This window comes from Deinococcus malanensis (assembly GCF_014647655.1).
In the GTDB taxonomy this organism is placed as follows: domain Bacteria; phylum Deinococcota; class Deinococci; order Deinococcales; family Deinococcaceae; genus Deinococcus; species Deinococcus malanensis.
This window is the reverse complement of record NZ_BMPP01000007.1, coordinates 183,815-203,369: the sequence shown is the minus strand read 5'-3', so window position 1 is coordinate 203,369 and position 19,555 is coordinate 183,815. Positions and strand designations below refer to the sequence as shown.

Annotated in this window: 20 protein-coding genes; 6 read left to right on the top strand and 14 right to left on the bottom strand. The window is 66.3% G+C overall.

The genetic code is table 11. The annotated features are described in order from the left end of the window. Window positions 1-125: 125 nt before the first annotated feature. The 8 genes from IEY49_RS10350 to IEY49_RS10315 all read right to left on the bottom strand — a co-directional run bounded on the left by IEY49_RS10350 (window position 126) and on the right by IEY49_RS10315 (window position 6,933). Complete coding sequence (locus IEY49_RS10350) at window positions 126-1,082, bottom strand: branched-chain amino acid ABC transporter permease (protein ID WP_189007883.1); 957 nt, start codon at window positions 1,080-1,082, stop codon at window positions 126-128. Next, window positions 1,079-1,969: a branched-chain amino acid ABC transporter permease gene (locus tag IEY49_RS10345; RefSeq protein ID WP_189007879.1), complete on the bottom strand. Its 891-nt coding sequence runs from the start codon at window positions 1,967-1,969 to the stop codon at window positions 1,079-1,081. The genes IEY49_RS10350 and IEY49_RS10345 overlap by 4 nt, the downstream gene beginning before the upstream one ends. 76 nt (window positions 1,970-2,045) lie before the next feature. After that, entirely contained in the window at window positions 2,046-3,266 is a 1,221-nt protein-coding gene (locus IEY49_RS10340) for an ABC transporter substrate-binding protein (protein ID WP_189007877.1), read from the bottom strand. 22 nt (window positions 3,267-3,288) lie between these two features. Then, window positions 3,289-4,032 (bottom strand): ABC transporter ATP-binding protein, encoded by a 744-nt coding sequence (locus IEY49_RS10335; protein ID WP_189007874.1) that lies wholly within the window; start codon window positions 4,030-4,032, stop codon window positions 3,289-3,291. 1 nt (window position 4,033) lies between these two features. Then, complete coding sequence (locus tag IEY49_RS10330) at window positions 4,034-4,834, bottom strand: ABC transporter ATP-binding protein (protein WP_189007871.1); 801 nt, start codon at window positions 4,832-4,834, stop codon at window positions 4,034-4,036. 109 nt (window positions 4,835-4,943) lie between these two features. Continuing rightward, on the bottom strand, window positions 4,944-5,549 hold the full coding sequence (locus tag IEY49_RS10325; RefSeq protein ID WP_189007868.1) for a lysophospholipid acyltransferase family protein: 606 nt from the start codon (window positions 5,547-5,549) through the stop codon (window positions 4,944-4,946). A 377-nt stretch (window positions 5,550-5,926) separates the two neighbouring features. Then, entirely contained in the window at window positions 5,927-6,451 is a 525-nt protein-coding gene (locus IEY49_RS10320) for a GNAT family N-acetyltransferase (protein WP_189007865.1), read from the bottom strand. Beyond that, window positions 6,448-6,933: an EVE domain-containing protein gene (locus IEY49_RS10315; protein WP_189007863.1), complete on the bottom strand. Its 486-nt coding sequence runs from the start codon at window positions 6,931-6,933 to the stop codon at window positions 6,448-6,450. The genes IEY49_RS10320 and IEY49_RS10315 overlap by 4 nt, the downstream gene beginning before the upstream one ends. Window positions 6,934-7,024: 91 nt before the next feature. Here IEY49_RS10315 and IEY49_RS10310 point away from each other — a divergent pair, with 91 nt between their 5' ends. After that, window positions 7,025-8,116: a S1C family serine protease gene (locus IEY49_RS10310; RefSeq protein WP_189007846.1), complete on the top strand. Its 1,092-nt coding sequence runs from the start codon at window positions 7,025-7,027 to the stop codon at window positions 8,114-8,116. A 73-nt stretch (window positions 8,117-8,189) separates the two neighbouring features. After that, a complete protein-coding gene (locus IEY49_RS10305; RefSeq protein ID WP_189007843.1) occupies window positions 8,190-8,405 on the top strand; it encodes a hypothetical protein in 216 nt (71 codons plus the stop codon). Window positions 8,406-8,422: 17 nt separating this feature from the next. On the opposite strand, the gene IEY49_RS10300 is transcribed toward IEY49_RS10305, so the two are convergent. The 4 genes from IEY49_RS10300 to IEY49_RS10285 all read right to left on the bottom strand — a co-directional run bounded on the left by IEY49_RS10300 (window position 8,423) and on the right by IEY49_RS10285 (window position 13,363). Next, the gene (locus tag IEY49_RS10300) at window positions 8,423-9,331 is read right to left on the bottom strand and encodes an aldose 1-epimerase (protein ID WP_189007840.1); all 909 of its coding nucleotides are present in this window, start codon (window positions 9,329-9,331) and stop codon (window positions 8,423-8,425) included. After that, window positions 9,328-10,053, bottom strand: a complete 726-nt coding sequence (gene rlmB / locus IEY49_RS10295) for a 23S rRNA (guanosine(2251)-2'-O)-methyltransferase RlmB (RefSeq protein WP_189007837.1) — start codon at window positions 10,051-10,053, stop codon at window positions 9,328-9,330. Before rlmB ends, IEY49_RS10300 begins: the two co-directional genes overlap by 4 nt. 69 nt (window positions 10,054-10,122) lie before the next feature. Continuing rightward, entirely contained in the window at window positions 10,123-12,753 is a 2,631-nt protein-coding gene (locus IEY49_RS10290) for a sensor domain-containing protein (protein WP_189007834.1), read from the bottom strand. 166 nt (window positions 12,754-12,919) lie between these two features. Beyond that, window positions 12,920-13,363, bottom strand: a complete 444-nt coding sequence (locus IEY49_RS10285) for a DUF3197 domain-containing protein (RefSeq protein ID WP_189007831.1) — start codon at window positions 13,361-13,363, stop codon at window positions 12,920-12,922. Window positions 13,364-13,492: 129 nt separating this feature from the next. On the opposite strand from IEY49_RS10285, the gene IEY49_RS10280 reads away from it, so the two are divergent. Then, window positions 13,493-14,191, top strand: coding sequence for a S4 domain-containing protein (locus IEY49_RS10280; protein ID WP_189007828.1), 699 nt, complete (start codon window positions 13,493-13,495; stop codon window positions 14,189-14,191). A 6-nt stretch (window positions 14,192-14,197) separates the two neighbouring features. After that, the gene (gene zapE, locus IEY49_RS10275; RefSeq protein ID WP_189007825.1) at window positions 14,198-15,208 is read left to right on the top strand and encodes a cell division protein ZapE; all 1,011 of its coding nucleotides are present in this window, start codon (window positions 14,198-14,200) and stop codon (window positions 15,206-15,208) included. A gap of 483 nt (window positions 15,209-15,691) precedes the next feature. Here zapE and dnaG read toward each other — a convergent pair whose 3' ends face one another. Further along, on the bottom strand, window positions 15,692-17,455 hold the full coding sequence (dnaG, locus tag IEY49_RS10270) for a DNA primase (RefSeq protein WP_189007810.1): 1,764 nt from the start codon (window positions 17,453-17,455) through the stop codon (window positions 15,692-15,694). 291 nt (window positions 17,456-17,746) lie between these two features. Between dnaG and IEY49_RS10265 the strand changes: the two genes are divergently transcribed. Both IEY49_RS10265 and IEY49_RS10260 read left to right on the top strand, forming a co-directional pair. Continuing rightward, window positions 17,747-18,316: a type 1 glutamine amidotransferase domain-containing protein gene (locus tag IEY49_RS10265; protein WP_189007807.1), complete on the top strand. Its 570-nt coding sequence runs from the start codon at window positions 17,747-17,749 to the stop codon at window positions 18,314-18,316. 31 nt (window positions 18,317-18,347) lie between these two features. Next, entirely contained in the window at window positions 18,348-18,677 is a 330-nt protein-coding gene (locus IEY49_RS10260) for a cupin domain-containing protein (RefSeq protein WP_189007804.1), read from the top strand. A gap of 88 nt (window positions 18,678-18,765) precedes the next feature. Here IEY49_RS10260 and IEY49_RS10255 read toward each other — a convergent pair whose 3' ends face one another. Continuing rightward, window positions 18,766-19,140 carry a nuclear transport factor 2 family protein gene (locus IEY49_RS10255; protein WP_189007801.1) on the bottom strand — a complete coding sequence of 125 codons (375 nt, stop codon included), beginning with the start codon at window positions 19,138-19,140 and terminating at the stop codon, window positions 18,766-18,768. Window positions 19,141-19,555 lie beyond the last annotated feature (415 nt).

Genomic DNA, 19,555 nt, shown 5'->3' with positions numbered 1-19,555 from the left:
GACTGACTATTCTCCAGATCTCAACAGCACGCAGCAGGCCTTCTTATGCTTGTCACTTCAGCCTCCCTGCCCATAAGAGAACAGGCCGTGCCCGGTCCATGCGGCGCGACCTGTCTGAGTCCGGTCTACTTCCGGCGCATCCAGTACTGAACGGTCCCGACCACCCCACGGCGGAAGAACAGCACCACCAGCACGAAGACCAGCCCGGTCACGATCCCGACCGGCAGGTTGGCGGTGGTGAGCACATCGCGCAGCAGCAGCACCAGCCCGGCGCCGATAACCGGTCCGAAGAGCGTGGTGGTGCCGCCCAGCAGGGTCATCATCACGACCTCGCCGGAGGTGCGCCAGTTGACGACTTCCAGGCTGACCACACCGTGGCCGAAGCTGTACATGCTGCCCGCCAGTCCGGCCAGCGTGGCACTGATCAGGAAGGCGGTGAACTTGAAGCGCACCGGGTTGTAGCCGATGCTCTGGGCACGCTGCTCGCTGTCTCGCACGGCCTGCTGCGCCTGCCCGAAGGGACTGCGCACGGTGCGGTAGGCGATGTAAAAGCCCACTGCAAACACCGCCAGACAGAAGTAGTAACGGGTGGTGGAGTTGCTGAAGTCGAGACCCAGAAAGCTCGGGCGCGCGAAGCCCTGCAGCCCGTTCTCGCCGCCGGTCACATCGGTCCACTGCAGGGCCAGGAACGACAGCATCTGCGCGAAGGCCAGGGTGATCATGGAAAAGTAGATGCCGGCCGAGCGGACGCTGAGGTACGCGACCGGCACGGCCAGTGTCAGCGCGGTCAGGGTACCGCCCAGCATGGCCACCGGGACGCTCTGGCCGTTGGAGAGCAGGTAGGCCGTGGCATAGGCGCTGCTGCCCCAGAAGGCTGCGTGTCCGAACGACAGCATTCCCGAGAAGCCGAACAGCAGGTCGAAGGCCACTGCGAACAGGCCCCAGGCCAGAATGTCCAGCGCCAGCACCGGGTAGATCAGCTTGGGCAGGATCAGCAGCAACAGCCCCAGGCCGATCAGCCAGGCAGCGCGGGTCGACCGTTCGCGGTCGGTCCGGGCGGCGGTACGTGGCAGGACCGTCATCGCGCGCCCTCCGGCAGACCGAACAGCCCGCTGGGCCGGATCAGCAGCACCACGGCCATCAGGATAAAGACCAGCGTGTTGGCGATCGGCGGGTACAGCGCCGAGCCGATGGCCGCGAGCACCCCCACCGCGAAGCCGGTCACGACACTGCCCAGAATGCTGCCCATTCCGCCGATGACCACCACCGCGAAGGTCGTGATGATCAGCTCGGCGCCCATGTAGGGCTCCACCGAGTAGATCGGCGCAGCGAGCACGCCGGCCAGCCCCGCCAGTCCTACGCCCACCGCGAAGACGCCGGTCACCCACTTGCTCACGTCAATCCCGAAGGCGCGCGTGACGGTCGGGTTCTCGGTGCTGGCCCGTATGATGGCGCCCACCCGGGTCTTCTCGATGACAAACCAGGTGATCAGGCACACCAGCAGCGCCAGCCCGATCACGAATAGGCGGTACTTGGGAAACATCGTGAAGCCCAGATTCACCACCCCGGACAGCTCGGCAGGTGGGGTGTACGGCGCGCTGGACACCGCGAAACGGCTGAGCATGACCTGCTTGACCAGATCCTGCGTCAGCAACGTCAGGCCGAAGGTCAGCAGCAGGTTATAGCTGGGTTCCAGACCGTACAGCCGTGAGAGCAGGCCCCGTTCGATGACCATGCCGACCAGGGCCACAATGATCGGAGCAATGATCAGCGAGGGCCAGAAGCCCAGCCCGAACAGCTGCCCCAGTGCAAAGGCCGCGAAGGCGCCGAGCATGTACAGCGCCCCGTGAGCGAAGTTCACGATGCGCAGCATGCCGAAAATGACCGCCAGCCCCAGCGAAAGCAGGGCGTAGAACGCGCCGTTGACCAGCCCGTTGAACACCTGGATCAGAAAATATTGCAGTGTCATTCAGTGGTTTCCAGAAGTCGGGTGTCCCGGGCCGGAGACGGACGTGCCATCCCCAGCCCGGAAACTCAGACCATGTTCAGAACTTGCACTTGCTTTCAGCCAGGGGCGTGAAGGCCTTGGAGGCCGGGATGGTGGCGACCTTGGTGAAGATGTCGCCGGCTTCCTTAGCCTGGGCCTTGGGCTTGACCTGCACCGTGTACACGTCCAGGGTCACGCGGTGGTCCTGGGCGCGGATCTGGGCGCTGCGGGCAAAGAAGTCGCTGAAGCGGTGCCCTTCGAGCGCCTTGACCACTGCGTCGCCGTTGTCGCTCTTGGCGCGCGCCACGGCGTTCAGGTAGGTCATGGTGGCGCTGTACACGCCGGCCTGGGCCCAGGTGGGCTTCTTGCCGAAGGCCTTCTCGAACTGTGCGCTCCACGCGCGGCTGCGGGCGTCCATGTTCCAGTACCACGGCACGGTGGCCAGCGCGCCGGCGAAGGCGTCCTGACCCAGCGCGGCCACGTCGGTCTCGAACAGCAGCCCGATACCCAGGCCGATGCCCTGCTGCTTCAGGCCGAACTCGTTGTACTGCTTGACCACGTTCACCAGGTCGTTGCCGGCCTGCATGGTGCCGAACACCTTGGGCTTGAGGCTCTGGGCCTTGAGCAGGTAGGAGCTGAAGTCGGTGTTGGGGAACGGGGTGGCATCGCTGGCGGTCACCAGCTTGCCCTTGTTTTCCTGGATGGCAGCCGTCATCTGACGGTTAAGGTCCTGGCCGAAGGCGTAATTGGGGTAGATGATGTACCAGCTGTTGCCGCCGCGCTTGGTCACGGCGGTGCCGGTGCCGTTGGCCAGCATGTAGTTGTCGTAGGCGTAGTGGAAGGTGTACTTGTTGCACTTGTCGTTGGTCAGCGCCGTGGTGCCGCCGGTGACGACCATCACGGGGATTTTCTTGCCCTTGGCGATCTCGCTGGCGGCCAGCGCGGCGCTGCTGGTGGGCAGGTCCATCAGCACGTCCACGTTCTGGCGGTCGATCATCTCGGCGGCCTTGTTGCTGGCCACGTCGGCCTTGTTCTGGTGGTCCACCCCGACGACCTGCACCTTGTTGCGGTAACTGGGGTTTTTCGCCATAAAGTCGGCGGCGGCCATCTGGGCAGCCTTCACGCTGCCCGGGCCCGAGAGCTCGGAGTACACGCCGGACAGGTCGGTCAGCACGCCGACCCGGATGACGTTGTCACTCAGGCGGGCCTGGGCCAGGGCAACAGTCAGGCTGGCGAGGGTGGCGGTGGCGATCAGGGCGGACAGTTTTGCTTTTTTCATGGGTTTCCTCCGGGAAAGGGGGTTAAACGCTCAGGTAGGTTAGAAGTTCGTCGCGGCGGGCCTCAACCTCGTCACGGCGAACCTCATCGACGATCTCGCCGTCCACGAACACGTAGTGGCGGTCGGCGAGGCGGGTGGCGAAATTCAGGTTCTGTTCGACCAGCAGGACGCTTAGACCTTCCTGCTGGAGTTCGCGGATGATCCGGCCGATGCTCTGGACGATCACCGGTGCCAGACCTTCACTGGGTTCGTCGAGCAGCAGCAGTTTGGGCCCGCTGCGCAGCACACGCACCATGGCCAGCATCTGCTGCTCGCCGCCCGAGAGCTTGCTGCCCGGGTGATGGCCGCGTTCACGCAGCACCGGGAAGGCCTCATAGGTGCGCTCGGCGCTCCAGCCGCCGGGCCGGGCGGGCGGCAGTTCCAGGTTCTCGCGCACCGAAAGAGTGCTCAAGATCGCGCGCTCTTCCGGAACCCAGGCCATGCCGCGTGCGGCGATGCGGTTGCTCGGCAGGCGGGTAATGTCCTGGCCCTCGAAACTGATCTGGCCGGTGCGGCTGCGCAGCACGCCCATGATGCTTTTGAGCGTGGTGGTCTTGCCGGCGCCGTTGCGCCCGATCAGGCTGACGACCTCGCCGGGGTTGACATGCAGGTTGATGCCGTGCAGCACGTGGCTCTGCCCGTAATAGGCGTGCAGGTCACGGACCTGAAGCAGCGGATGGGGCGCGGCGTGCGGCGCCTGGGCAGGGGCAAGGGAGGAAGCGGTCATCTCAGTGCGTCTCCTCGCCCAGGTAGGCCTCGATGACGCGTGGGTCGCGCCGGACCTCGTCGTACTGACCACTGGCCAGCACCGCCCCGTACTGCAGCACCGTGATGCGGTTGGCCAGCTCCGCTACCACGCTCATGTTGTGCTCGACCAGCACCACCGTCCGGCCGCGCGCAACCTGACGCACCAGGGCGATCACGCGCGCCACACCTTCGCCGCCCATGCCGGAGGTCGGTTCGTCCAGTAGCAGGACCCTGGGGTGCTGGGTCAGCGAGATGCCGATCTCCAGCTGCCGTTTCTCGCCGTGCGACAGGTCAGCCGCCAGGCGGCTGTGGAAAGCACCCAGCCCCACGTCCTCCAGAATCTGGTCCGCCTGTGCGCCCAGCGATTCGAGCCGTGAGACCGGGGTCCAGAACTGATGCGGCAGGGTAGTAGGCGACTGCAGGGCCACCAGCACGTTTTGCCGCACCGTCATAGACGGAAAGACACTGCTGATCTGAAAGGAGCGGGACAGGCCCCGGCGGACAATCTCGAACGGCCGGAGGTGATCCACCCGCTCCCCAAACAGATGAACCTCTCCGGACGTGGGGCTCAGAAACCCGGAGAGCAGGTTAAAGAGGGTGGTTTTGCCGGCGCCGTTCGGGCCGATGATGGCGTGGATCTCACCTTCCCGAATCTGCAGGCTCACGTCGTTGGTGGCCTTGAAGCCCCGGAAATCCTTGACCAGATTCCTGGCCTCGAGCGCCACGCCCGCGTGCGCCCCAGGTGCCGGGGTGCCCTCCTGAATATGGCTGGTCGCCGTCATAGGCGGCGGCAGGATGCGTCTGTCAGCATCTTCCTCCCTTCGTGTTGTGGTACGGAAGAAGGATAGAGCCTGCGCGTTACAGCGTGGTTACAACGTCAGGGGGGTGATCTCAGGGCGCCGGGCCAGGGCGCGGCCGGACAGGTCCAGCGTCGGCCGGGGTGTGACCGTGCACGCCCTGCATCAGCTGCCGGATCTGCGCGAAGTCGGCCTCAATGTCTCCGGTAGGCTGCACATAACCGATGATGCCCACCTGCCGGCGTCCCCAGTCGAAAACCGTCACGGCGATGGGCACGCCGGCGCCCAGCGCCATGTAGTAAAACCCGGTCTTCCAGTATTCGGTGCGCGACCGGGTGCCTTCAGGCGCGACCGTCAGCATGATCTCCGGGTCGCGGTGGATGCGCTCGACCACCGCATCGACGAAGTTTCCCCCGGCGCGGCGCCGGTCGATGGCAATGCCACCCACCGCGCGCATGAAGATTCCCACCGGAAACACGAACAGGCTGTGCTTCGCCACGAAATGCACCGGACTCCGGGTGGCCCACTTCCACATGACTCCCAGCAGGAAGTCATGGTTACTGGTGTGAGGCGCCACGCAGGCCACCACTTTCGGCGTGGGCGGCGCGACCAGCACCGGCGTCCAACCTGCCAGGCGCAGCGCCCGCACAGTCAGGCGTGACCCAAGGGTATGGGGACGATTGGGCCAGGTGTCGGACATCTCCGGGAGTATAGGGGCCGGGAACTATGCCGCACCCTGCAGAGAAAGCCGCACATCTGAAGACGGACGAGTCTTCAAATGACGGGCCATCCCTTAGGACGCCTTTATGAGCGCAGCATGGCAAAGGTCCTCATGGTTGGAGCATGCCCCAGCCACGATGACCTCCAATCTCAAAGAAAGCCTGGCCCTTCAGCCGTGCTCAGTCTTTGCGAAAGGTGCGCAGAGATACGCGGTTCTGCCGCGGTCTGTGCTGCAAGGACGCCAGTACCAGGGACCCCAGAATGGTCAGTCCAGCCAGGAGAAGTTCCATAACCATAGTTTCACTTCCTTTAGCTGACGTTAATGTGACAGCCATCAGCTGCGCAGTGAGGTTCTTCTCAAACAGCTGTGGGAAAGGAAGGGGCCCGGTCCAGGGCCATCAACTGCAGACTGCCTAAAAGGGCCACCGGCACGAATTCTGCCTTGGTATAGGCCCGGATGGCGCGCACATTGCGAACATCCGGGTCAATCAGGATGCGCTGCCAGCCTGGTGGCCGGGCAGCCAGCCGGGCCAGAAAAGCGCAGATCACGCGGGGTCCCAGACCCCGGCCCATCAGCTCTTCTTCCCCGATCAGCAGGTCCACGGCCCAGGTTTCCCCGTCCGGCGTGGCATACGGCCAGAACCCGTGCTCCGGCGTCAGATGCTCGCACTGCAGAAACCCGGCCGGTGAACCGCCTTCAGAAAAAATGAACCCAGGCACCCTGTCCCGGTCCTCGAAATAGTGGCTCTGAACGGCGCCCTCGTCGCGCTCGCCATCATCCCAGAAGGCCCGCACATGGGGTGCCTGCAGCCAGCGGGTCAGCAGTTGCAGGTGCTGCGGGCGCAGTGGCTCAAAGGTCACCCGCACGGCTGTTCCAGTCATGCCGGAATGCCGTTCAGGTCCTCCAGGCTCAAGCCGGCGGCGTCCAGGACGGCCCAGAACTGCTCGCCGGTGACGGGCAGCACGCTCAGGCGCGCGCCTTTGCGGGTCAGGGGAGAGTCGGCCCAGTCCGGCAGACGCCGCAGGGTCTCCAACGCGACCAGGGCCGGAAAGGCCACCAGCGGTTCGACATCCACCATGCTCCAGCGTGGCTGGGAGGGGTCGGACTTCGGGTCGAAGTAGGGGCTGGCAGGATCGAACTGCAGGTCGTCCGGATAGGCGGAGCGGCATACGCGCGCGATCCCTGCCACACCGGGCGGCCTGGCGTTGGAATGGTAGAAGAGGCACAGGTCCCCTTCACGCATGTCCCGTAGGAAATTGCGCGCCTGATAGTTGCGCACGCCGTTCCAGGGCTCCCGGGCCCGGCGCATGAGCTCGGCAAACCCGAACACGTCCGGCTCGGACTTGATCAACCAAAACCGCATGTCCTTAAGGTAGACCACATGCAGCAGAGCAGGGCTGGGTGCTGGTGCCATCACCACCGTTAAAGACCCGGCTGCGCTTTAGACTGCCGGGGTGCGTGCCTCGCCCTGGCTTCCTGTCCTTCTGATCCTGGCCCTGGGAGCCTACCTGCTGCCCGAGCAGCGGTCGCCCTTGAGGCCGGTCCCGGGCGACCGGCCAGCGCAGACTGAAACCGCAGCGCCAAGTGCCGAGCTGCCGGGCACCCTGCCGGAAACCACCCGTACGGTCTTCCGTCAGGCGCGCCCCGCCACCGTGCGGGTCGAAAGCCTTGACCTGACGACCCAGGAAGGCGGCATCGGCACCGGATTTTTTATCAGCGATGACGGCCAGCTTCTTACCGCGTACCACGTGGTTTCAGGCGGAAGCCTGTTCCAGGTGACGACCCTGTCGGGCCGGACCTACCGCGCCCGGGTCACCGCCTTTGACGAACAGGCGGACGTGGCCCTGCTGACCGTGCAGGGAAAAGGGCCCTTTTCCCACCTGAAGCTGGCCACCCGGCCGCCACGGGTCGGGGAGACGGTGCTGGGCATCGGCAACAGCGGTGGGGACTTTCTGCAGCCGCGCCGGGGCCAGCTGCTGGGCCTGAACGTGGAAGCCGGACGTGCGGATTTTCCGCAGGGCACCCTGGAAATGGACGCCCCGCTGGCCCCGGGCGACAGCGGCGGCCCCGTCATCGACGGCAATGGACAGGCCATCGGCGTGATCAGCTACATCCGCATCGACGACAGCGGTCTGACCCGGCGCAGTTACGCCGTTCCGGTGGTGGAAGGCAATCAGCTGATCGAGGCCCTGCGCCGGGGCGAGAGGCGGGATGTCGGCGTGGCCGGGCTGATCTTCGACATGGTCCACAGCGGTATGACCGATCCCCCGGGCGCGGTGGTGGGCCGCGTGGCGCGCAACAGTCCGGCCGCACGCGCCGGGCTGCGCGGCAGTGAGCTCGATGGCGACGGCAACCTGAGTAAGCTGGGCGACATCATCACGACCGTCAACGGACAGGCCACCCCGAATGCCGACGCGGTCATCCGCGCCATCCGCGAGGCCCAGGTGGGTGAGCGGGTGACTCTGGGCTATGTTCGCGCCGGTCAGAGCGCCCAGGTCGAGGTCACTCTGGTGGCCCGGTCCAGCGTGCCGGACCTGCGCGAATAGCACAGCTGGACCTCCCAAGGTCTGCTGAGCCCGCGCCCATGCCCGCTTCACGCGCTGAGCCCACACTGGACGCATGTCACGTGCTTTCGTCAAGGAAGATGCCGGCGAACGCTGGACCCCGCCGGCCGCGCCGTCCACTTATCGCCTGATCTGGACCGCTGGGCCGCAGCCGGAAGTGCTGCGCGAGACCAATGACCTGCTTGACGCGCTGCACTGGCTGGCCGGTCGTGACCGTCCGGGCTTCGAATTGCGTGACCGCTCCGGCGTGCTGCTGGCCACCGTGGCCTGAAGCGCCGCCGCGGATGCCTACCAGCGTCCTTGCAGGGTGAACCGCACCGCACCGGCCAGACTCTGCCCTGGGGCCAGCACCCGCAGGTCCGCCCCCACTACCCCCTGGTTGGCCAGATTCAGGGCGTCGGTCGCGTGGGACACTGGCTCCAGTGCCAGGCTGCCGTCCGGGGCAGCAAACAGCACCACATGCGAGTAGACGTTGTCCGCCGTGATGGTCAGTGCCCGCGCGCCCCAGTCAAGGCGCGCGACACCGTCCCAGGCGGTATACACCTGATCCGGCTGCCGCTCTCCCAGCGGCGTCGGGCGGCGAAAATCCTCATTGGCGCGAACCGGCCGTGCTTCTGCCAGGGGCAGCGAACGTTCATCGGTGTCATAGATCAGGGCGGCGGGCAGTTCAAGGGCCGGGTCCACCCCGTCGTGCAGGCGTGTGAAGTAAGGATGCAACCCCAGTCCGGCAGGCATAGGTAAGGTGTCCACGTTCGTCAGCGTCACGCTGGTGTCCAGATGGGGCCCATGCAGCAGGTATTCCACGCGCGCGGTGAAGGCCCAGGGCCAGTTGATGTTGGCAAAGTGGCGGCTGTCGAAGTCGCACACCAGCCCGGTTGCCGAAGGCCGGCTCACCTGCCAGGGCCGGTTGCGCACGTCCCCATGCTGGGTCAGCCCATCTTTGGTGGTCACCTGCAGCTGAACCTCGCGGCCCCCGAACACGAAGCGGGCGTCCCGGACCCGGTTGCTGAAGGGCAGCAGGGTAAACGAGGCACACTGGCTGCTGCTCTGCACGTTGCCTGGGTTCACCGCGCGCAGCACCGGCCGCCCCGACGCTGAGCGCAGGTTCAGCACGCTGGCACCCACATCCGGCAGGATGTCGAGCGTCATGGCCGGGCTGGAGATGGTCTGTACCTTCAGGCTGTCTGGCGGGTTCACTTCCGGCCCCGGGTGGCCTCGTACAGCAGGATGCCAGCCGCCACCGAAGCGTTCAGACTCTGCACCTTGCCGCGCACCGGAATGCTGACCAGGGCATCACACTTCTCGCGCACCAGCCGGCGCATCCCCTCGCCCTCGGCGCCGATGACCAGCGCCACCTTGCCACTGAAATCCACCCGGCTCAGTTCCTGCGCTGCCTCGCCGGCCGCGCCATACACCCAGACTCCGTCGGCCTTGAGCTGGTCCATCAGGCGCGGCAGGTTCTTGGTCTGGGCCACCGGCAGGTAGCTCGTGGCCCCGGCGGCAGTCTTGGCGACCACCGGCGAGAGTGGCGCGCTGCGACGTTCCTCGACCACCACGCCGTGCGCACCCAGCACCTCGGCGCTGCGGATAATCGCCCCGAAGTTGCGCGGATCGGTGATGCCGTCGAGCAGGACCACCACCAGGTCCTCGCCGCGCGACTCGGCGCGGTCCAGGATGTCGTCCACGCTGGCCCAGGCCAGATCCTCGACATCGGCCAGGATGCCCTGATGCTGGGTGGTCCCGGCCAGCTGATCGAGCTCAATGCGCGGCGAGAAGCGTACGCGCACGCCGCCCACGCCCTCGGCTAGGGCCTTGATTTCGCGCACGAAGGCGTCTTCCACGCCGCGTGCCAGCAGCACTTCAGACACCCGCCCGTCCCTGAGTGCTTCCATCACCGGATTCCGCCCGTACAGCAACATGTCAGGCAGTCTAGAGCAGCCCCCCACCGCAGGGCCCGACCCGGGCGGAGTCAGCGGCTCAGACTGGGTTCACCTCTCGTAGCTTTTGAGCCAGGTCAGCAGGTCCGGCGTGGACAGGGGCGGCGCGATGGCGTACCCCTGCGCCGCGTCACAGCCCAGGTCCCGCAGCATGGCGAGTTGCTCAGGCGTCTCCACCCCCACGGCCGTGACATTCAGGCCCAGGCGGTGCGCCAGGTCCACGGTGCCCTGCACCAGGGTCACGCTGCGGGCATCTTCCGGCACGCGGGCCGTCAGCGTCGGGTGCAGCTTGACGGCACTCAGGGGAAAGCGGGTCAGCGCTGCCAGATTGGTGGAGCTGTCACCGAAATCGTCCACGCTGAGGTGCGCTCCCAGCGAACGCAGCTGCTCGAGCAGGCCCAGGGTGTCCTGGCTGTGGTCCAGCAGGCTGCCGGCAGTGACCTCGATATCCGGGGCACCCTCTGCGCGCAGCAGCGGCAACAGGCCGCCCAGACCGGCACTGCCCTGCAGCTCCGCCAGGCTGAGGTTCACGCTGACCTGCCAGTCGGCGAAAGCTCCGGGCTGGGCGCTGCGCACCTCGCGCCGGCCCCGCAGCGCCGCCTTGACGACCCACTCGCTGACCCCGGTCAGCAGGTCCATGCGGCTGGCCACCGGCAGGAAGGCCCCTGGGCTCAGCACGCCCATGGTCGGGTGGTTCCAGCGCAGCAGCGCCTCGGCGCCGAGTGGCCGGCCATCCGACAGGCGGACCGAGGGCTGGTACAGCAGCGTGAACTGCTCGCCGCCCAGCGCCTGGGTCAGGGCGTCTTCCAGCTCAAAGGTCCGTGCCACCTCGGCGCGCATCCCCGGTTCAAACAGGCTGACCTGGGTGCGTCCCCTCTGCCGGGCGTGCTGCATGGCGATCTCGGCATCTGCCAGACGGTCCTCGGCAGCCTGATCGGTGACGCCCAGTGCACAGCCCAGCGGCACATCGCGCCGGCCGGCGCGCAGCGGGGCGGCCAGCATGCTGCGCAGGCGCCCGGCAGCCTCGGCAGCTCCCATTCCGGGCAGCTGAACGGCGAACACCGTATCGGCCAGCCGGGCAGCCTCGCCCCCGTAGGCCGCCGCGAGGTCATTGAGGCGCGCGGCCAGTTGAATCAGCAGGTGATCGAAGGCGGTGCGCCCCAGTGCCGCGGTCAGTGAAGCGAAATCCTCGACCCCCAGGCAGGCGACCGCCTCCGGGGCGGATGGGGGACGGGACAGGACCTCGCGCAGGCCAGCGCGGTTGAGCAGGCCGGTCAGGGCGTCATGACGGGCGTCGTGACGCATCTTGGCCTGGGCGTGGCGCAGCGCCGTGACGTCGCGGGCGCTGAGCAGCAGCCCCGGCTTGCCGCCCTGACTGCCTTCCAGGTCCAGCATGGAGCCGCGAAGCTGCATGGTGCGGACCGTGCCGCTGGGCAGGGCCAGCTGGATTTCGCGCTCGAAGTTCTTGTGCTGGTCTTTCCAGTCCGGCAGGGGCAGCGGCTCTCCCTGAGGCGTGAAGGCGTGTACGCCCAGGTCCGCCAGCACCCGAGCGAAGCCCAGGCCCAGCAGCCGCGCGGCGTCGACGCCCAGCAGGGTGGCCGCCGGGTCACTGACGAACTGCACGCGTCCGCTGTGGTCCAGTGCCACCGCCGCATCCTCCAGATGCGACAGCATCTGGGCTACCAGACCCGCCGGAGCCGCGCTGGCACGAGACCCGCGCGGCGTGCTGCTGGCAATCATCAGTCCCGGCACCGAAGTGCGCCGCACGCTGAGGGCCAGAGTGCCGCCCAGGGCCAGCGGGACGTCCGCCTGCGCCGCGCCTCCACCCGAGGCCACGCTGACGAGCTGCTGCACCGCTTCTGAAGGCACGTCGGCAAAGCAGGGCCAGGCCCACAGGGGCGCCCCGGGAACCGCCACCGCCGTGGGTGGGGCCAGTTCCAGCAGCCCGGTGCTGGCCTGCAGGACCGCGCCGTCCTCCTTCAGGAGGGCCGTCGGGACATCCGTGTCGAGCAGGGCCTGAATCTGCTGGGCCTGAACATGTTCGGCCGTGGTGTCCTGCCACAGGGCCATGACCCCAGCCAGACCTGCACCGAAAAAAGGCCGGGTTTCGCCGCGCACTGGCCGGGGCCCGTCCGGAAGCTGGAAGACCATCTCCGGCAGGCGGGCGGCCCGCCCGGCGGCGGCCTGCTCCAGGGCGCGCACCAGCTCCGGCTGTCCAGGCACGATCTCGGCCAGTGCCCGGTCCATCACGGCAGCGTCGGTGAGACCGAACCATTCCAGAAAGGGGCGGCTCACCTGGCGGATCTTGAGATCCGGCGAGAGCCACAGGGCCGGCACCGGCAGCTGGGTAATCAGGACGTCGGTCTCGCGGCTGGGGCCGTCCTGGCGGGCCGCAGACAGCAGCAGGGTCAGAACCTGCACGGCGTCCGGTGGGACCGGCCCCCCCTCACCCCACAGCAGGCCCAACAGCGTCCCTTCACGGGTCAGCCAGGTCATCTCACCGCGGTCGAGCCAGGCGTCGGGGGGCACCAGGTCGGCGCCGGGTTGCGAAGTGACCTCCTGGGCCGTGACGCACAGCACTTCACCCCCCACCGGTGCCAGCAGCGTCGAGAGCGGGGAATGCAGGCGCAGAACGTCGCGCAGGGCAGTGTGCAGGGCAGGATTCGTGTGGACCGGCGTCATGGAAGGGGCAACCTCGGTTCAGGCCTTGAGTTGGGTGCAGGGAGCAGGCATGCCTGAAGTGAGGGCATCGTGCCACGCCAACTCTTACGCGAATCATGCAGGTGCCGGGCGCGCCTGTGGGTAACGGGCCCCGCTTTTCATCTGACCGGGGCTCAGGCAGCCCAGCTCAGTCGTCCCAGCCGTCCTCGTCTTTCTGATCGGCCCGGAGGTCGGGCCGGGTATAGATGCCCGGATCAGTCGGGTTGCTGGCGGCGACCAGATGCCGGATTTCCTCGTGGTCAGGCTCCTCGAGCACCTGCATAAAGGCGCTGGGACTGAGCACCGTTTCGCGCAGCGTCAGCCCCTGCTCCTGCGCCCAGGTCACCAGCTGTGCCAGGGCCTCGGCGCCTGCCGGTCCGAAGCGCGGGCCGAACGCGGCGGTCAGCACCAATGGCTCGCCGGCTGCCGGCAGCACCACCGCGCCGTACCGGGCCATGGGGCGGTGCCCCTGCCAGTCGGTGACCAGCAGCAGCCAGCCTCCGCTCAGGTCCAGTGTCTGGGCGCCGGACAGCGCAGCATTCAGGGTCTCCAGGGGGGCGCCCGGCACGCCCAGCGGATCAAGGTTTGGCATGTCCCGAGTGTACGGCAGCCGTGTTGTGCCGTACGGCACGCATCCAGGGGGCAGTCAGGGGTGGCGCTCCACATTTCCAGAGTCCTTATGCCCCGCAGCCGGGCAGGTGCCCGGGGCTATCCTGCGGGCATGAAGCTCAAGCTCAGTACCCTGATCAACCAGGCCCGGGGTGGCCGCGTGGTCCGCACGCCCTTTGTGGACGGTGACGAGATCGACCGGCGCCTGCTGCAGGACGACGAGGTCCGTCACAAGATTGCCGGCGGCTTTCCGGATGCCCGGCGCGTGATCCTGACCCTGCATCCCGAACACATCCCCGAGGTGGACAGTGCCGTGACGGTGCTGCGCCTGACACCGGAGGACGCGGCACCCGCCTGGGACCTGCAGGATTTTCATGTGCAGCTGCGCCGGCTGGAACTCAACGAGGACCAGCTCGGCGACCTGCGCGAGGACCGTGGCGGCTTTCTGCTGGCGGCCACCGGCAAGGCCGCCCAGACCCTGGCCGCCCTGACCGAACTCGGCGGCCGGCACGTGGATGTCGAGGAAGTCGGAGAAAGCGCCGGAAAGAGCAGCAAGGTCCGCGAGGTGGTGGTGCCCAGCATGCGGGTGGACGTGGTGGGTGCCAAGGGGTTCGGCGTGAGCCGCGCCTACTTCCAGCAGGGCATTGACGGGGGCAAAGTGCGCCTGAACGGTCAGCCAGCCCGCGCCAGCAGCGAAATCCGCGAGGGTGACAGCCTGGCGGCCGAGGGGCTGGGCCGGATCGACTTCAAGCGCGTGGTGAACGAGACGCGGCGCGGCAACTTCAAGGTTGAACTCGATGTGCATCGCTGAGCAGCCATGATTGACCTACTGGCCCGCATGCCCAGCGTGACCCCCGATGAGCTGACCGCGCACCTGACGCCCAGTCCGCGTTACGACCGGGTGCGCTTTGACAGTTACCAGCCCAATCCCGGCTACCTCAGCCAGGGTGAGGCAAGGGACGCGCTGGAAGCTTTCGTGCAGGAGCCGGCGCCGAAACCTGGCGGCTTCCGTCTGTTCCGTCGTCCTGCACGTCCGGAAGGACAGGGTATCTATCTGGACGGCGGCTTTGGGGTAGGGAAGACCCACCTGCTGGCCAGTGCGTGGCACGCCGCCCCGGGCCGCGCCGCCCTGATGAGCTTCCAGGATCTGATGTACATCATCGGGGTTCTGGGCATGAACCGCGCCGTGGAGGCCTTCCGCAACCACGACCTGTTGCTGATCGACGAGTTCGAGCTGGATGATCCCGGCAATACCCACATGGCCAATACGTTTCTGGGTCAGCTGATGCCGGGTGGCACGCACGTGGTGGCCACCAGCAACACCGAACCTGGTGCCCTGGGCCAGGGCCGCTTTAACGCCCGTGACTTCGAACGGCAGATTCAGGGCATCGCCAGCCGGTTCGCGGCGCATACCATCGACGGCCCGGATTACCGCCAGCGCGGCACCCGGCCGGAAGATACGCTTCAGCCCGCTGAATTCGCGGCCTGGCAGGTCCAGCAGAACCCGGACACCCTCAGTGTCGTGCAGCACCGGGATCTGAACCGGCACCTGCTCCGGGTTCACCCCAGTCACTTTCCCCGCCTGCTTGAGGGCATCGGGGCGCTGGGGGTCGAGGGTTTGTGCCCCATGACCGACCAGAACGTCGCCCTGCGGTTCGTGCACTTTATCGACAAGCTGTACGACCTGGGTCTTGGTGCGGCGTTTACTGGGGTGCCGCTGGGAACCCTGTTTGACGAGACGTACCGGCATGGGGCGTATGCCAAGAAGTACAGCCGGTGTCTGTCGAGGCTTTCGGAGATGTTGCGGGAGGCTCGGGTGGGGGAGTGATTTTGGTTTTTTCTCTGGTTTGCCCCGCCCCCCGGCCCCCTACCCCAGAGGGGCAGGGGGAGCTTTCGTTCGCACTCGGCAAGAGATTGGGCTGGAGTCGCGGAGTTGCTAAGCCCATTTTCGTTTCCGGCCTCGACGCCATCTTTCGTGCCCGTTGGAAGCGCCCGCGCGCTCCGCGCACGACGGCTTTCGTGGCTGTCTCGTGATGGGGGCAGGCTGGGAAGTGAAGAGCAAAAACTTTTCCTGCTTTTTCAGTAGAACCCTGCGGCATTCACCAGGACACCTTGCCCCTGTACCGTCATAGCAACCCGGGCCGTCGTGCGCGGAGCGCGCGGGCCATGACGCGAATGTCGAGCATGGCGTCGAAGCAGGAACGCCAGAAGGCACCAGCATCCCTACCATCTCCTGTCTCACCTTGCCGAGTGCCAACGAAAGCTCCCCCTGCCCCTCTGGGGTAGGGGGCTGGGGGGCGGGGCAAACGACTTACGCCGAACTCCTCCTTGCCCGCTTCTCCGCCTCAATAGCCCGCTGCAACTCCTGAATCTGCTTGAGCATACTCAGCTGCTCAGCCGGCGCCGCCGCCGTAACCTGCTTTTTCAGCGCCTCCACCTCTGCCCGTAGCGAATCGATACTCATGCTGACCTGAATGTCGTCCACGGCGGCAGCAGCGTAAGCATTGACGTTCTGCTCGTACTGCTGGGAATTCGCGCGGCTGATGGTGCCGGCGTCGCGGCCCTCGAACAGCAGGCGGATCAGCAGCTGCTCTTCGGGCTGGCCGCGGAAAACGTCCAGAATGGCGTCGGGGCTCGGCGCACCCTGGGCGGCCAGCATGACCTTGCGGACGCTCTCGTTGCGCCACGGGGTGCTGCCGTCCAGCTTGGACAGCAGGCTGGGGTCGACCAGCAGCTGACGCAGCAGGGCCAGCTCGCGGTCTTCCTCGGTGCGGTGGGTGCTCATACCGGCCAGGTGCGTGTCGGTCAGCTGGCGGCGTTTGGCCTTGGACGCGATCCACTCCAGCAGCGCCTCGGGCTTGATGCCCAGCTGCTCGCAGGCGATGGTGCGCATCTGCTCGGCGCCCTCGTCTAAGGGATCGAGGTTCTGCATGCGTGGCAGCAGCTGCATCAGCACGCGCCGTTTGCCCTCGCTGGTCCCCAGGCCGTGGGCTTCCACGGCGGCCTGCACGCGATAATGCACTTCATCCAGTCCGCCGGCCAGGGCCTGACGGATCCCCGCGTCATCGCCGGCCAGCAGGGCGTCGGCAGGGTCCTTGCCGCTGGGGACGCTGGTGGCCCGCACCCGGAACTTGGCTCCCAGCACCTGATCCAGCCCCGACAGGGTCGCTTTGAGCCCGGCCTCGTCCTGGTCGAACATCAGGGTCAGCTTCTGCGCGCCCAGGCGTTCGAGCAGCGCGGCGTGCTCGGCGGTCAGCGCGGTGCCCAGAGAGGCCACGGCGCCGGTAAAGCCGTGCTGGTGCATGGTAATGACGTCCATATACCCTTCCACGACGACCAGCTCCGAGCCGCCTCTGAGCTGGGTGCGGGCCTTGTCCAGGCCGTACAGCAGCTCGCCCTTGCGGAACGCCTCGGTTTCCGGGGTGTTCAGGTACTTGGGTTTGGTGTCGTCAAGGACCCGGCCGCCGTAGCCGACCAGCCGGCCGAGGTGGTCGCGGATAGGAAACATGACGCGGCCCCGGAAGCGGTCATACACCCGCCCCGATTCCGGGTTCTCGATCAGCAGGCCAGCTTCCAGCAGTTGCCGTTCACTAAGGCCCTTGGTACGCGCCCGCTTGAGCAGCCCATCCCAGCCGTCCGGGGCGTAGCCCAGCTCGAAGGCCGCAATGGTCTCGTCACTCAGGCCACGCCGGCGCAGGTAGTCCAGGGCCGGTCCCGTGAGGTGCTCCCTGAAGTACTCCAGCGCAAAGGCGTTGACGTCGTACAGGTCCCGGCTGCTTTTCTCACCGTATTTGGCTTCTACCTGAATGCCGGCCTGTTCGGCCAGCTTGCGCATGGCATCCCCGAAACTCAGGTTCTCGGTGCGCTGCACGAAGGAAAAGATGTCGCCGCCGGCCTTGCAGCCAAAGCAATAGTAATAACCCTGCTCGGTGTCCACCTGGAAACTGGGGCTCTTTTCCTTGTGAAAGGGGCACAGACCCTTGAGCCGGCCCTTGCCGGCAGGGGTGAGGCGCACATGCTCGCCAATCACATCCGCAATATTGAGCCGCGAACGAACGTCTTCCTTGGTCCCCATGTGTGCCTCACCTCCTTTCTGCTGGGCACGCCCGATCTCACCAGACTGGGAATAACTAGGGCGGCAGTGCCCCAGTGTACGCCCCGGCACGGCCGGGCGGCTAGAGGGCGCAAAAGCCGTCTGACACGTCATAAAGCAGGATGGAACAGCTGGAAGCCGTGCCAGCGCGGACCGCTTGTGGGCGGCCACCCCCAGTTCCCCCAAAGGACATGAAGTCTGACGTAACTCCCCTTAAACCCGGGCTTAGGTCCCCGTCACCCCGGGGCCATGCCCGCAGGTCAGCTTGAGCGCATGACTGCTCCGTCCCTGCAAGGCAAGACCATCGCCATTCTCGCCGCCGACGGTGTCGAGGAAATCGAGTTGACCAGCCCCCGTGAAGCCGTCGAGCAGGCTGGTGCCGTGACCCACCTGGTTAGCTTGCAGGACGGCGAGATCCAGACCATGAAAAACGACATGGAGCCTCAGGGCCGCTACCCGGTGGACAAGACCGCCGAGGAGGTCAATGTCAACGAGTACGACGGCCTGATTCTGCCCGGCGGCACCGTGAATCCCGACAAACTGCGCCTCAGCCCCGACGCCATGCGGATGGTGCGCGCCTTCTATGACGAGGGCAAACCGATCGGGGCCATCTGCCACGGCCCCTGGAGCCTCAGCGAGACCGGCATTGCCCGGGGCCTGCGTATGACCAGCTGGCCCAGCCTGCGCCACGAACTGACCATGGCCGGTGCCGAGTGGGTCGACGAGGAGGTCGTGACGGACAAGGGCGTGGTCACCAGCCGCAACCCCGGAGACCTGCCGGCGTTCAATGCCAAGCTGATTGAGGAATTCGCTGAGGGTGACCACAACAGTCGGCGCAAGTAAACCCTTTTTTCTTCCTCAAGGAGGTTCCCGCATGACCCAGTCCAGCACCTATAAAGTCAGCCGCAGTGAGACCACTCATGGCCAGCATGGTGAGCACCAGCTGATTCGCGGTGAAAGCAGCAGCATGCGCCTGTGGCACAACGAGCAGCCTGCGGACACGGCAGAAAAACAACCCAGCCGTAATGACTATGAGACGCTGGGCTATGTCATCAGCGGCCGGGTGGAACTGACAGTGGACGGACAGTCGGTCATGCTGGAGGCCGGGGACAGCTACCGCGTTCCCTCAGGCGCCGAGCATGTCTACCGGGTGCTGGAGACCCTGACCGCGGTGGAGGTCACCACCCCGGCTGCGAACCGCTGAAGCAGAACAAATTCTGGGCCCACCGCGAAGTTGCGGTGGGCCTGGTTCTGCGGTCTCTTCAGGCGCTGACTGTAGAAGCTGTCCCGGTTCAGGAACTGACTGGGGTCACGAACGCGGCGCTGTCGTAATACGTACGGAAAGCCTTGACCTGCTCACCTTCTATATCGATCAGGCTGACTCCCCGGTAAGCCAGCTCGTGCCCGCCCCTGACCTGACCGGTGGCTTCCCATTCCATGACGCCCAGACCATCATTTTCCTGACTGCGGGTGAACTCGCTGCGAATCCGGTCAAAGGCGCCCAGATACGCCTCCCAGAAGGCCCGCGCGCCGTCCTGCCCTTCCCAGGTCTGAGCCGTCAGATTCCGTAGGGTAACGTCGGGGGCATGCAGGGCGACCAGGGCGTCCACGTTTCCGGTCTGTTCTGCCTGCTGTAGGGCCTGCATGAAGCTGTCCGTAGTCGTCATGGGGGTACTGCACCATGATGAGCGGACCAGAAGCGTTAGCCGGAGCACGTTGTGGAGGACGGGTGAAGGGGCGTTGAAAAGCGCGCCGGGAAGAGAGAATGACCTGGGCAAGACCCATGTGAGAGCAGCTTTTGGCCTGGGTTACAGCTTCTATCTACAAGCGAGCCCGTACGGGACCCAGATCGTTTCTTCTGCGCCGGTGATCCTGTACGGCGACTGCACTTTTTCGGAAAAGGCGTTACGTAGCGAGCAATTGAGCAGGGCAGACCTGCTGTCAGCCGTCCTGGCCTAAGGGCACGAGACATTCAGTGACGTGGATTTTCTGGTGTTGGAGACGGCCGGGCGTATCTCGGTCACTGTCAAGTGAAGCGAGGGAGGCTGTTGGTTCCGCTGGCTGGTTACCCCACCCCCGGCC